The following is a 13,295-nucleotide window of genomic DNA, read 5'->3' as shown; positions in this document are numbered from 1 at the left end:
ACAACCGACAAACGACATGCCATGGCACAAATCCCCCAAGGGCTCATGATGGGTCCCAACACGTCGGAGAGGCGCGCCATGGAGCTGATTGCATGCGATCCGCAGGTCCTTCTGGAACGGGCCCGGGGCGCGCTCCTGGGCCTCGCGGTCGGTGACGCGCTGGGGGCGCCCGCGGAGAACATGAAGCCGTCCGAGATCCGTGCGCGCTGGGGCCGTATCGAGGGGTTCGTGGAGGACGACCCGGCGGGCACGGACGACACCGAGTACGCCATCTTCTCGGGCCTGTTGCTCGCCCGGCACGGCAGTGCGCTCACCGTCGCGCACGTCGAACGCGCCTGGCACCACTGGATCGCGGACCTCGACGAGGGCCCCTTCCGCGGCGCGGGCTTCAGCGAGCGCGGCACCCTGGAGAACCTCCGGCGCGGTCTCGCCGCCCCCATCTCCGCACAGCACCGGCACGCGTGGTCCGACGGGCTGGCGATGCGGGCCGCCCCGTTCGGGGTCTTCGCGGCCGGGCGGCCCGCCGAGGCGGCGCGGCTGGTCGCGATCGACGGGACGGTCAGCCACGACGGCGAGGGCATCTACGGCGGCCAGGCGGTGGCGGCGGGGGTGGCCGCCGCGATGGCGGGCGGTTCGCCCGCCTCGGTGGTCTCGGCCGCCCTGTCGGTCATCCCCTCCGACTCGTGGACGGCCCGCTCCCTGCGCCGCGCGGTGACGGCCGCCCCGCGCGGCGAGCGGGCGGTCCGCTCGGCGGTGGTCATCGGCGGCTATCCGTGGACGGACCTGGCCCCGGAGGCCGTCGGCCTGGCCTTCGGCGCGTTCGCCGCCTCCGGCGGCGACTTCCGCGCGTCCGTCCTGACCGCGGTCAACATGGGCCGCGACGCGGACACCACGGCGGCGGTCGCCGGCGCCCTGTCCGGCGCCCTGTCCGGCAGCGCCTCCATCCCGGCCGACTGGGCCGCCGCCATCGGCCCGGTCCGCGGCACCTGCCTCCCGGCCATGCGCGGCTACCACGTCCTGGACGTCGCGGACCTCCTGACCCCGGAAAGCGAGCCGCGCGCATGACCGCTCTCCACGACCCCGCCGAACCGCCCCTGCGGCCCCGTCCCGCCCCGACGGCCTCCCGGCCGGAGCCCGCCGGACCGGATGCCGGCCTGACCGTGCACGGGGCGCGCCCCGGACCGGCGGCCGCACCTGCGGCCGGGCCGGAATCCCCCGGAAACCCGCACGGCACCCGACCCGACGGACCGGAGAGCACCCCGGACGCGCACCGGGTGCAGCCGGGCACGGCAACCGAACCGGAACCCGCCGGAGGCCCGGACCGAGCCCGGCCCGAAGGGCCGGAGGCCGCCGCGGGCGCGCACGGGCTGCGACCCGGTGCGAAGACGGCCCGGCCGGAGGCCGCCGGCGGTGCGGGCGGCGGCCGGCCCTTCGTGCCTGTGACCGGCCCCCGGCCGGAAACCCCGGCGGGCACGGCACCGCGCGCCGGCCGGTCCGGGAGCCCGCCCCCGGCCCCGGGACGGACCGACCGGTCCCGTACCGCGCCCGCCAGGCCGGCGGAACCGGCCGCGGAGCAGGCCACCGGATCGCGCCGGATCGAAGGCCTGCTCCTCGGCCTCGCGGCCGGGGACGCCGCCGGATGGCCCGCCGCCCGCCACCGGGCGATCCGCATGCCCGAGTGGACCCGCCGGCTCACCCGCGAACTCGACACCTTCGCCGAGCAGAACGCCACCACCACCCTCCCCGTCCCCATCGCCCTCAACCAGCCCCCCGAGCCGCTCCGCCTCGGCCCGTCCGACGACGCCGAGTGGGCGGCCTTCGCCGCCGAGTCGGTGCTGACCGCCGCCGGCGTCCTGCTCAGCGACCTCAGCCGGTCCCGCCGCATGCGGGCCGCCATCGACCTGGCCTGGAACGCCCTCGCCTCCGAGGTCGCCGCGGCGGCGGAACGCGCCCCCGAGGTCGAGTCCGCCGTGCTCCCCCTGCGCGCCCGGATCTCCGTACGGGCCGGCCTCGGCAACCTCGCCGCCGGCCTGCGCCCGCCCGCCACCGGCCACGACAACCCGCACTACTTCGACGACGCCGCCTGCGTGCGCGCCGCCGTACTGGCCGTCGTCCACCCCGGGGACCCCGCCGCGGCGGCGGACCTCGCCGAGTTCGACGCCCGCTACACCCAGGACGGCGACGGCGTCCACGGCGCCCGCGCCATGGCCGCCGCCGTCGCCGCCGCGCTCGGCGGGGCCGATGTCGACACCGCCGTCGACGAAGCCCTCGGGCAGCTCCCCGGCCCCACCGAGATCGGCCGGAACGCCCGGCACGCGGTGAAACTCGCCCGCGACGCCACCGAGGGCGCCTTCGGCCTCGTCCCCACCCTCGAGCACGAGATCGTCGACCACGTCTACAGCTACGGCATCGCCGCCGCCGAAACCGTGCCCGTCGCCCTCGCCCTGGCGACCGCCGCCCGCGGCCGGGCCGCCGAGGCCGTGCCGGCCGCCGCCTGTCTGTCCCGGGTCGCGGACTCCGCCCCCGCCCTCGCCGGTGCGCTCACCGGCGCGCTCGGCGGTGGCGGCGCCATCCCCTCCGCCTGGCGCCAGGCGTGCCGGACCCTCTCCGGCTGCGCGCTTCCGCGGCTGGCCGGCACCGACCTGGTGGAGCTGGCCGCACTGCTCGCCCGTACGGAACTGACCTCGCCCAAAACACCGCCCGCGCCCGTCGCGCCCAAGGAACAAGGAGTCCTTCGCACATGACGCCCACTCTGGAGGACAAGGCGACCGGCTGCCTGGTCGGAGCCGCCGTCGGTGACGCGCTCGGCGGCCCGGTGGAGGGCTGGCCCCCGGACCGGATCGTGGAGCGGCACGGCGGCCGGGTGCACGGCATCGTCGGTCCCTGGTACGAGGACTGGCGCACGGCCCGCCCCATCGCCCCGTACCACAAGGGCGACGGGCACGTCACCGACGACACCCTGATGACCCACGCGCTGGTCCGGGTCTACCAGGCCGTACGGGACCACCTGGACGCGTACGCCATCGCCGACCACCTGGTCCCGGACCTGATGGGCACGCCCCGCTGGATCCCGGAGCTGGAGGCCGAGGCGCTGCCCCTGCAGCGGATCTTCCTGGCCGAGAAGTGGATCGTGGCCCGGCTGCACTACGGGCACGCGGATCCGCGGGAGGCGGGCACCGGGAACATCGTCAACTGCGGCGCGGCGATGTACATGGCTCCGGTCGGGATCGTCAACGCGGGCAATCCGCGGGGCGCGTACGAGGAGGCCATCGAGATCGCGGGCGCCCACCAGTCCTCCTACGGGCGGGAGGCCGCGGGGGTGTTCGCGGCGGCGGTCGCGGCGGCGTGCGCGCCGGGCGCGACGGCGGAGTCGGTGACGGAGGAGGCGCTGGCGCTGGCGAAGGACGGCACGCGGGCGGCGATCGCGGCGGTGCGTGAGGCGGCGGCGGGCCGGGTCTCCGCCGGGTACCGGGACTTCGAGTCGGCGATCGGTCCACTGCGGGCGGCGGTGGAACCGTACGACTCGGTCGGGCCGGACTACCGGAACCCCTCGCTCGGAGCGCGGCGGCCCTCGCGGCTGCACTCGATCGAGGAGCTGCCGGTGGCGCTGGGCATGCTGCTCGTCGCGGGCGGGGACTACACCACGGCGGTGCTGGGATCCGTGAACTACGGCCGGGACTGCGACTCGATCGCGACGATGGCCGGGGCGCTCGCGGGAGCGCTGGGCGGAGAGTCCGTGGTCCCGGCGGGCTGGGTGAAGCAGGTCGCCGAGGCCAGCCGGCTCGACCTGCACGCGCCGGCGGCGGCGGTCGCGGGGGTCGCGCGCGAGGTGTTCGCCCGTGACCGTGCACGGCGGCGCCGGCACGAAGCCGCGTTCGCGGCCCTGACGGAGCCCCGATGACGGTTCGCGGCCCCGCACGGCCCGCCTCCTCCCCGGCTCCACCGGCCGACGCCCCGGCCCCGGCGGGGTCCGGCGGCTCCCCGGCCCCGACAGGATCCAGAAGCTCTCCTGCCCCGGCAGGATCCGGCGGGTCCCCGGCCCCGGCAGCATCCAGCAGCTCCCCTGCCCCGGCAGGATCCGGCGGGTCCCCGGCCCCGGCGGCGCCTCCGGCGGCCGGCCCCCCGGGCGCCCCGCAGGGGGTACGGCTCACCTGGGTCCAGCCGGAGGACCTGGTGGGCCACGAGCTGCGGCAGGCGGAGGAAGACGGCCGGGACGCCGGAGCGCAGCTGCGGGCCTGGCTCGCGGCGGGCGGCCGCCTCCCGCCGGAGCGGGCCGGTGCCTCGCCCGACCCGGCCCCGCCGCACCTCCGCGCGCTCGCAGAACGCCTCCTGGACGAGCTGGCCGCCCTCCCGGTCCCCGCGGGGCCTTCCCCCACCCCGCGCGTTCCCGGAACGGGGGCTGCGCCCCCGGCCCCCTGTGGGGACGGCACCCCCACACCCCCACCGGGGCTCCGCCCCGAACCCCGTGCCGGGCTCCGCCCCGAGGCCGGGCAGCCTGCCCCGGGCCGCAGCCCCGGCGGCGCGGCCGGGCCCGTGGGCGACCGGGACACCGGCCCGGGCCGGTCCGCCGGAGTGGCCGGGGGGCCGGGGGCACAGCCCCGCCAGGCGGCGGAGCCGCACATCGGCACAGCGGGAAGGGGCGGGCCGGGGGAAACCCCCGCAGGGCCCGCCCCGGGTCTTACGCCGGAGCGCCGCCCGGGCGGAGGCCGTCGGCAGGACCGCCCGGCGGGCCGGCTGCCCGGGGACCGCCCGGCCCGAGGCGCCGCATGCGAGGGCATCGGGCCGCAGGGCGGCGCCGGGCTCTGCGCCCGGGAAGCATTCGCCGCGCGCATCGAGGCCGCGTGGGTGGGGCGGGCCGTGGGCTGTCTGCTCGGGAAGCCCGTCGAGAAACTGCCGCTGCACGGCATCCGGGCGCTGGCGGCCGCCGCGGGCAACTGGCCGCTCGACGACTGGTTCACCGCGCGCGGCGTCCCGCCGGAACTGCTCGCCGCACACCCCTGGAACCGCCGTTCCGCCGCCTGCTCCCTCGCCGAGAACATCGACGGGATGCCCGAGGACGACGACCTCAACTACCCCCTCCTCAACCTCCTCCTGCTGCAGCGGTACGGCAGGGACTTCGGCACCGCCGACGTCGGCCGGCTGTGGCTCGACGAGCTGCCCGCCGGGCGGACCTTCACCGCCGAGCGCATCGCCTACCGCAATCTGCTCCTCGGCCTGGAACCCCCGCTCACCGCCACCCACCGGAACCCGTTCCGCGAGTGGATCGGCGCCCTCATCCGCGCCGACGTCCACGGCTGGACCAACCCCGGTGATCCGGCCCGCGCGGCCGCCCAGGCGGCCCGCGACGCGGCGCTCAGCCACACCGGCAACGGTCTGCACGCCGCCCGGTTCGCCGCCGCGACGATCGCCGAGGCGGCCTCCGGCAGAGCCGACGTGCACGGCGCGCTCCGGGCCGGCCTGGCCGTCGTACCGGCCGGGTCGCGCCTCGCCGAGGCCGTCCGGTACGGGATCGGGGCCGCGACGCGCCGTGTGGACCTGGACTTCGGCCCGGTCGTGGACGAGTTGCACCGGCGGTACGGGCACTATCACTGGGTGCACGCCGTGCCCAACGCCGCACTGATCGCCGCCGCCCTCACGCACGCCGACGGGGACTTCACCCGCTCCGTGTGCGGGGCGGTGTCCGGCGGCTGGGACACCGATTCCAACGGGGCCACCGCCGGCAGTGTCGCCGGGCTGCTGGCCGGCGCACCGGACCGGCTGCCGCACCGCTGGACCGCGCCCCTGAAGAACCGGCTGGCCACCACCGTGCCGGGCTTCGACGGCATCGGATTCGACGCCCTGGCCCGGCTCACCGCGGCCCTCGCGGAACCCCTCGCAGGACCAGTCAACCCACAGGAGGAAGCCCCCTCATGACGGGCAACGCCAACGGCACCCGCACGGGCATCGCCGTGCTCGGCAGCACCAACATGGACCTCGTGGCCTACGTCGCGAAGGCCCCGCGCCTCGGGGAGACCGTGACCGGCCGGGAGTTCCGTACCGTCCCCGGCGGCAAAGGCGCCAACCAGGCCGTCGCCGCGGCCCGGGCCGGCGGCTCGGTGACGATGATCGGGGCAGTCGGCGCCGACGAGTTCGGCGTACGGCTGCGTGCGGCGCTCTCCTCGGCCGGAGTGGACACGGACGCCCTGCGCACCGTCGAGGGAGCCAGCGGCACCGCGCAGATCACGGTCGACGACGAGGGCGGCAACTCGATCGTGGTGATCCCCGGCGCCAACGGCCGCGTCACCGGCCTGGAGGCGGGCGACGAGGCGCGGATCGCGGCGGCCGGCTCCCTGCTGCTGCAGCTGGAGGTGCCGCTGTCCGCGGTCACCGCCGCCGCCCGGGCCGCGCGGGCGCACGGCGTACGGACCGTGCTGACGCCGGCGCCGGCGCAGCCGCTGCCACCCGAACTGCTCGCCGCCGTCGACCTGTTGGTGCCCAACGAGCACGAGGCGGCCGCGCTCACCGGGCTGACCGACGTCCGGCAGGCGGCCCGTGCGCTGCTGCAGGACGTCCCGGAGGTGGTGATCACCCTGGGTGCGGCGGGGGTGCTCTACGCGGCGCGCGGCCGGGAGCCGCTCTCCGTGCCGGCCCCGCGGGTCCGGGCCGTGGACACGACCGCGGCGGGCGACACCTTCGCCGGTGCCCTCGCCGTCGCCCTCGGCGAGGGCCGGCCGGTGCCCGGGGCGCTGGCCTGGGCCTCGGCCGCGGCCGCGCTGTCCGTGCAGCGGCCGGGTGCCCAGGACTCGATGCCGTCGCGGCCCGAGATCGACGCCGCCGCGACCGCGTTCGCGGAACAGGACGGCGCCGGGACCCCGTCGGGACGGGACACCGCCTCGTGAACACGACCCTGCCCGCCGGCACCGGCACGGAGCCCTCCCCCGGCCCGCTCCAGGGCCTGCGCGTCCTGGATCTCGCCACGCTCTTCGCCGGTCCCCTCGCGGCCACCCTGCTCGGGGACTTCGGCGCCGAGGTGATCAAGGTCGAGCATCCGCGCCGGCCCGACCCGTCCCGCGGCCACGGGCCGGCCAAGGACGGGGTCGGGCTGTGGTGGAAGCTGCTCGGGCGGAACAAGCGGACCATGACCCTCGACCTGTCCGTGTCCGGCGGCCGGGACACCCTGCTCAGGCTGGCCGCGACCGCGGACGTGATCGTCGAGAACTTCCGGCCCGGGACCCTGGAGAAATGGGGTCTGGGCTGGGCGGAGCTGAGCGCGGCCAACCCCCGGCTGGTGCTGGCCCGGGTGACCGGCTTCGGCCAGACCGGCCCGTACGCTCATCGCCCCGGCTTCGGCACGCTCGCCGAGGCGATGAGCGGTTTCGCCGCGATCACCGGGGAGCCGGACGGCCCGCCCACCCTGCCGCCCTTCGGGCTCGCCGACTCGATCGCCGCGCTGACCACCGCGTACGCCGTGATGACGGCCCTGGCAGGGCGGGACCGGACCGGCCGCGGCCAGGTCGTGGACCTGGCGATCATCGAGCCGATCCTGACCGTGCTCGGCCCGCACCCGCTCTGGTACGACCAGCTTGGCTACGTCCAGCCGCGCACCGGCAACCGGTCCACGAACAACGCGCCCCGCAACACCTACCGCAGCGCCGACGGGCGCTGGCTGGCGGTGTCCACCTCGGCCCAGTCCGTCGCGGAGCGGGTGATGCGCCTGGTGGGCCGGCCGGAGCTGGTCGACGAGCCCTGGTTCGCGACGGGCTCCGGGCGGGCCGAGCACGCCCCGCTGCTCGACGAGGCTGTCGGCGGATGGATCGCCCGGCACAAGGCGGACGAGGTCCTCGCCGCCTTCGAGGAGGCGGAGGCCGCGGTGGCGCTGGTGTACGACGTCCGGGACGTGATGACCGACCCGCAGTACGCGGCCCTGGACACGGTCACGGAGGTCGACGACCCGGAACTCGGCCCGCTGCGCATGCAGAACATCCTGTTCCGGCTGTCGGAGACCCCGGGCGGCATCCGCTGGGCGGGCCGCCCGCACGGCGCGGACACCGGGGCCGTGCTCGCCGAGCTCGGTCTGTCCGAGGCGGACGTGACCCGCCTCCGGGATGAGGGAGCACTGTGATCCTGACCTGGCTCTACGCACCCGGGGACCGCCCGGAGGTGGTGACGAAGGCGCTCGGCTCCGGCGCGGACGCGGTGATCGTGGACCTGGAGGACGCGGTGCCGGCCTCGCGCAAGGAGTACGCGCGGGCCGCGACGGCGGAGCTGCTGACGGCCCGGCCGCCGGTGCCGGTCCACGTCCGGGTCAACGCCCTGGACTCGCCGTGGGCGGGCGCGGACCTCGCCGCCCTGGCGGGCCTGCACGGCCTGGCGGGCCTGCGGCTGCCGAAGGTGACCGCACCCGAGCAGATCGTCCAGGTCGCGCACCGCACCGGCGGGGTGGCCCTGTACGCGTTGCTGGAGTCGGCGCTGGGTGTGGAACGGGCGTACGAGATCGCCCGCGCGCACCCGGCCCTGCGCGGGCTGTCGCTCGGCGAGGCGGACCTCCGCGCGGACCTCTGCCTGTCGGGCCCCCTCGCCGACGCGGGCCTGGACTGGCCGCGGTCCCGCGTGGTCGTCGCGGCCCGGGCTGCGGGCCTGGCCCCTCCCGCGCAGTCGGTCTTCCCGGACATCCGCGACCTGGAGGCCCTGGCAGTGTCCTGCGCCCGGGGCCGCGCCCTGGGGTTCCTGGGGCGGGCGGCGATCCACCCGCGCCAGCTGCCGGTGATCGAACGGGCGTACCTCCCGACCGCCGAGGAGATCACGGCGGCCCGCGAGGTGGTCACGGCCGCGGCGGCCGCCCCGGGCGCACTGGCCCTGCCGGACGGCCGCTTCGTCGACCCGGCGGTGGTGGCCGCCGCCAAACGGACGCTCTCCCTCACCCGGCGGGAGCCCGCGGCACCGCACTGCACCCCGGCGTCCTGAGGAGGGCGACACCGGCGGCGAAGGAGGGCGGGGAGCACGCCGAAGGGGTGCCGCGTCGGCGGCACCCCCTTCGGGACGTGTGTCAGGCCTTCTTCGCCTCGGCGGAGCCGTCGGCTTCCTCGGCCTCGGCCTCCGCAGGGGCCTTGGCCTCGGCAGGGGTCTTGGCTTCGGCGGGAGCCGCGTCGGCCGGCGCCGCGTCCGCGCGCCCGGCCGGCGCCGCCTTCTCCAGCTTGGCGGCGCCCCCCTTGACCGCGCTGCTCTTGGCGGCACTCGCCGCCTTCGCAGCCGCCACCACGGCCTTGATGTCCTCCGCCTCCGCGGTCGTGTCCGTGTCCGCCGGCTTGGCGTCCGCGTCCGCGCCCGCGTTCGGCTCGACCACCAGCTCGCGGCCCGGCCGGAACTTCGCCGACAGCACGAAGTAGGCCACCGCGAGGACGAAGACCACGATCGCGGTCCACACGTTCAGGCGTACGCCGAGGATGTGGTGGGCGTCGTCGACCCGCATGTACTCGATCCAGCCACGGCCCGCGCAGTACGCCGCCACGTAGAGGGCGAAGGCCCGGCCGTGGCCCAGCCGGAAGCGGCGGTCCGCCCAGATCACCAGCAGGGCCACGCCGACGCACCACAGGGACTCGTACAGGAACGTCGGGTGGTAGGTGCCCGCGACCCGGTTCGGGCCCTCGCTGATCTCCAGCGCCCACGGCAGGTCGGTCGCCCGGCCGTACAGCTCCTGGTTGAACCAGTTGCCCCAGCGGCCCAGCGCCTGGGCCAGCGCGATGCCCGGGGCGAGGGCGTCGGCCCAGGCGGGCAGCGGGATCCCGCGGCGGCGGCAGCCGATCCACGCACCGACCGCGCCCAGGGCGATGGCGCCCCAGATGCCCAGGCCGCCTTCCCAGATCTTGAAGGCGTCGACCCAGTCCCGGCCCTCGCCGAAGTAGAGCTGGTAGTCGGTGATCACGTGGTAGAGGCGGCCGCCGACCAGGCCGAACGGCACGGCCCAGACGGCGATGTCGGCCACCGTGCCCGACCTTCCGCCGCGCGCGATCCAGCGCTTGTTGCCGAGCCAGACGGCGACGAAGACGCCGATGATGATGCAGAACGCGTAGCCGCGCAGCGGGATCGGTCCGAGATGGATCACGCCGGTCGACGGGCTGGGGATGTAAGCAAGGTCCATGGCAGGTCCGACGCTACCTTGCCGGGCGGTACGCACCGCAACCCGCCCGGCAAGCCGAAACCAAACCGTCGCACGGAGCGGGGCCCCGCTCCGCCGCGGTCAGCCCTTGGCAGCCTGTTCCACGGCGGCCTTGAGCTTCTGCGGGGTCATCGGGTTCGCCTGGTCGGCGAAGATGTCCTTGCCGTTGAGCAGGACGGTGGGGGTGCCCCGGAAGTTCCCCGCCTTGAAGGCGTCGTAGGACTTGGCCACCCAGCTGTTGTGGGTCCCCTTCTCCACGCAGGCGCGGAACTCGTCGGTGTCCAGCCCCGGCACCTTCCCCGCGAGCTCCAGCAGCCTGGCGTCCTTGCCGTAGGCGTCGTCGACCTCCGACGGCTGGTTGACGAAGAGCACGTCGTGGTAGGGGGAGAACTTGCCGGCGTCCTGGGCGCAGGCCGCCGCGTTGGCGGCCTTGAGCGAGCCGCTGCCGCCCATGTTGTTGTCGATCAGCGTGACCAGGTGGTACTCGGCCTTGAGCAGGCCCTTGTTCTCCAGCTCGTGGACGACCGCGCGGTAGTTGTTCTCGAAGGACTTGCAGGCCGGGCAGCGGAAGTCCTCCCACACCGTGAGGGTGGACTTGGCCGGGTCCTGGCCGGTCTGGATGGCGAGCGCGTCCTTGCCGACGGCCCCGGACGGTGCGACGACCGGGCCCGCCCCGGCGCCCCCGTCGTCCTTGCCGGCATTGGCGGCGATCACGCCGACGACGGCCGCCAGGCCGAGCACGCCGACCACCGCGGCGGTCACCAGGAGGGTCCGCCGGCGCTTCTCCCGGCCCCTCTCCCGTTCCCGCTCCACCTGGAGTCGTTCCCGGGCCGATCGTTTCGCATCGCGGTTCGCACCGTCGTTCTTCTCGCTCACGTCCCGGCAAACGAAGCGGGGAGGCACCCCAGTGCCTCCCCGCGACCGGTTCCACCCGATCGGGCTACAGAACCACGTCCGTGCCCGGTCGTGTGAACACGCGTGCGTCAGCCGCGGCGGACGCCGTCCGCGAGCTCGCCCGCCAGGGCGCGTACGGCGGCCAGCCCGGCCGGCAGGTCCGGCGCGTCCAGCAGCAGCTTCACGAAGGCGGAGCCGACGATGACGCCGTCGGCGAAGGCGGCGACCTCCTTGGCCTGGACGGCGTTGGAGACGCCGAGGCCCACGCAGACCGGCAGGTCGGTGGTGCGGCGGGTGCGCTCGACCAGCTCCTGCGCCTGGTTGCCGACGGACTCGCGGGTGCCGGTGACGCCCATCAGCGAGGCCGCGTAGACGAAGCCGCTGCCGGCCGCCGTGATGGTGGCCAGGCGCTCGTCCTTGCTGGACGGGGCGACCACGAACACGGTCGCCAGACCGTGCTTCGCTGCGTGCTCGCGCCACAGCGCGGACTCCTGGACCGGCAGGTCGGGCAGGATGCAGCCGGCCCCGCCGGCCGCCGCGAGCTCCTGCGTGAACCGCTCGACGCCGTAGCGGTCGATCGGGTTCCAGTAGGTCATGACGAGGATCGGCGCGCCGGTCGCCTCGTACGCCTCGCGGACGGTGCGCAGCACGTCGGCGATCTTCACGCCGCCGCGCAGGGCGATGTCGTCGGCGGTCTGGATGATCGCGCCGTCCAGGACGGGGTCGCTGTGCGGGAGGCCGATCTCGACGACGTCCGCGCCGCCCGCGAGGACGGCCTTGACCGCCTCGATGGCGCCGTCGACGGTCGGGAAGCCGGCCGGGAGGTAGGCGACGAGGGCGGCGCGGTCCTCGGACTTGGCCTTGGCGAGCGTGTCGCTCAGCAGCTGGATCTTGCCGTTGCTCACTTCGACTCCCCCTCAGCGTTCTCGCCGTCGTACAGCCCGAAGTAGCGGGCTGCCGTGTCCATGTCCTTGTCACCGCGGCCGGACAGGTTGACGACCAGCAGGCCGTCCTTGCCCAGCTCCTTGCCGAGGTCCAGCGCGCCGGCGAGGGCGTGTGCCGACTCGATGGCCGGGATGATGCCCTCGGTGCGGGAGAGCAGGCGCAGGGCCTGCATCGCCGCGTCGTCGGTGACGGCACGGTACTCGCCGCGGCCGGAGTCCTTGAGGTAGGAGTGCTCCGGGCCGATGCCGGGGTAGTCCAGGCCGGCCGAGATGGAGTACGGCTCGGTGATCTGGCCCTCCTCGTCCTGGAGGACGTAGGAGCGGGAGCCGTGCAGGATGCCGGGCTCGCCGGCGGTCAGGGTGGCCGCGTGCTCGCCGGTCTCGACGCCGTGTCCGGCGGGCTCGAAGCCGACCAGGCGGACGTCGGCGTCCGGGATGAAGGCGTGGAACAGGCCGATGGCGTTGGAGCCGCCGCCGACGCAGGCCGCTACGGCGTCGGGCAGGCGGCCGGCGCGCTCCAGGATCTGGCGGCGGGCCTCGACGCCGATGACCCGGTGGAAGTCGCGGACCATGGCGGGGAAGGGGTGCGGGCCGGCGACCGTGCCGAAGAGGTAGTGGGTCTGGTCGACGTTGGCGACCCAGTCGCGGAACGCCTCGTTGATGGCGTCCTTGAGGGTGCGGGAGCCGGACTTCACCGCGATGACCTCGGCGCCCAGCATGCGCATGCGGGCCACGTTGAGGGCCTGTCGCTGGGTGTCGATCTCGCCCATGTAGATGGTGCAGTCGAGGCCGAACAGGGCACAGGCGGTGGCGGTGGCCACGCCGTGCTGGCCGGCGCCGGTCTCGGCGATGACGCGGGTCTTGCCCATGCGCTTGGTGAGCAGCGCCTGGCCCAGCACGTTGTTGATCTTGTGCGAGCCGGTGTGGTTCAGGTCCTCGCGCTTGAGGAAGATCCGTGCGCCGCCGGCGTGCTCGGCGAACCGGGGCACCTCGGTGAGGGCGCTGGGCCGGCCCGTGTAGTTGACGAGCAGGTCGTTGAGCTCGGCCGCGAAGGCCGGGTCGCCCTTGGCCTTCTCGTACTCGACGGCGACCTCGTCCACGGCGGCGACCAGCGCCTCCGGGATGAACTTGCCGCCGAAGTCGCCGAAATAGCCCTCGGCGTTGGGGACGTGACCCTCCGGGTCCGGGATGAAGAACTGCTCGCTGGACATGGCCAGAACTCCTACGGAAGCGACGGTTGGGAACAACGTATTGCGCCGTCGGCCCAAACGGCCCACACCGGGGTGAAACCACCGTAAACGGATGTCACGGGATGTGGGTGC

11 protein-coding genes are annotated in these 13,295 nt (G+C 75.5%); 7 read left to right on the top strand and 4 right to left on the bottom strand.

Going from position 1 to position 13,295, the window contains the following annotated elements; genetic code table 11:
* The first annotated feature begins 78 nt into the window (after positions 1–78).
* The 7 genes from ACGFQ9_RS26155 to ACGFQ9_RS26125 all read left to right on the top strand — a co-directional run bounded on the left by ACGFQ9_RS26155 (position 79) and on the right by ACGFQ9_RS26125 (position 8,943).
* Positions 79–1,065 carry an ADP-ribosylglycohydrolase family protein gene (locus ACGFQ9_RS26155; RefSeq protein ID WP_393576980.1) on the top strand — a complete coding sequence of 329 codons (987 nt, stop codon included), beginning with the start codon at positions 79–81 and terminating at the stop codon, positions 1,063–1,065.
* A gap of 368 nt (positions 1,066–1,433) precedes the next feature.
* Entirely contained in the window at positions 1,434–2,744 is a 1,311-nt protein-coding gene (locus tag ACGFQ9_RS26150; protein ID WP_393577107.1) for an ADP-ribosylglycohydrolase family protein, read from the top strand.
* Positions 2,741–3,901, top strand: coding sequence for an ADP-ribosylglycohydrolase family protein (locus ACGFQ9_RS26145; protein ID WP_393576979.1), 1,161 nt, complete (start codon positions 2,741–2,743; stop codon positions 3,899–3,901). The genes ACGFQ9_RS26150 and ACGFQ9_RS26145 overlap by 4 nt, the downstream gene beginning before the upstream one ends.
* Before the next feature lie 272 nt (positions 3,902–4,173).
* A complete protein-coding gene (locus ACGFQ9_RS26140; protein ID WP_393576977.1) occupies positions 4,174–5,913 on the top strand; it encodes an ADP-ribosylglycohydrolase family protein in 1,740 nt (579 codons plus the stop codon).
* 53 nt (positions 5,914–5,966) lie between these two features.
* Entirely contained in the window at positions 5,967–6,878 is a 912-nt protein-coding gene (gene rbsK / locus ACGFQ9_RS26135) for a ribokinase (RefSeq protein ID WP_393577106.1), read from the top strand.
* Positions 6,875–8,101 (top strand): CaiB/BaiF CoA transferase family protein, encoded by a 1,227-nt coding sequence (locus tag ACGFQ9_RS26130; protein ID WP_393576976.1) that lies wholly within the window; start codon positions 6,875–6,877, stop codon positions 8,099–8,101. The genes rbsK and ACGFQ9_RS26130 overlap by 4 nt, the downstream gene beginning before the upstream one ends.
* Complete coding sequence (locus ACGFQ9_RS26125; RefSeq protein WP_393576974.1) at positions 8,098–8,943, top strand: HpcH/HpaI aldolase/citrate lyase family protein; 846 nt, start codon at positions 8,098–8,100, stop codon at positions 8,941–8,943. The genes ACGFQ9_RS26130 and ACGFQ9_RS26125 overlap by 4 nt, the downstream gene beginning before the upstream one ends.
* A gap of 82 nt (positions 8,944–9,025) precedes the next feature.
* Here ACGFQ9_RS26125 and lgt read toward each other — a convergent pair whose 3' ends face one another.
* From lgt to trpB, 4 genes are all read right to left on the bottom strand, one after another.
* Positions 9,026–10,117 carry a prolipoprotein diacylglyceryl transferase gene (lgt, locus tag ACGFQ9_RS26120; RefSeq protein WP_393576972.1) on the bottom strand — a complete coding sequence of 364 codons (1,092 nt, stop codon included), beginning with the start codon at positions 10,115–10,117 and terminating at the stop codon, positions 9,026–9,028.
* A gap of 99 nt (positions 10,118–10,216) precedes the next feature.
* The gene (locus tag ACGFQ9_RS26115; protein WP_393576971.1) at positions 10,217–11,011 is read right to left on the bottom strand and encodes a DsbA family protein; all 795 of its coding nucleotides are present in this window, start codon (positions 11,009–11,011) and stop codon (positions 10,217–10,219) included.
* A gap of 107 nt (positions 11,012–11,118) precedes the next feature.
* On the bottom strand, positions 11,119–11,934 hold the full coding sequence (trpA, locus tag ACGFQ9_RS26110; RefSeq protein WP_393576969.1) for a tryptophan synthase subunit alpha: 816 nt from the start codon (positions 11,932–11,934) through the stop codon (positions 11,119–11,121).
* Positions 11,931–13,184: a tryptophan synthase subunit beta gene (gene trpB / locus ACGFQ9_RS26105; protein ID WP_393576967.1), complete on the bottom strand. Its 1,254-nt coding sequence runs from the start codon at positions 13,182–13,184 to the stop codon at positions 11,931–11,933. Before trpB ends, trpA begins: the two co-directional genes overlap by 4 nt.
* Positions 13,185–13,295: the final 111 nt, after the last annotated feature.

It is taken from the genome of Streptomyces sp. NPDC048603 (assembly GCF_043199475.1).
Classification (GTDB): Bacteria; Actinomycetota; Actinomycetes; order Streptomycetales; family Streptomycetaceae; genus Streptomyces.
Note: the sequence above shows the minus strand (reverse complement) of the source record. Positions and strands in the feature narration are given on the sequence as shown.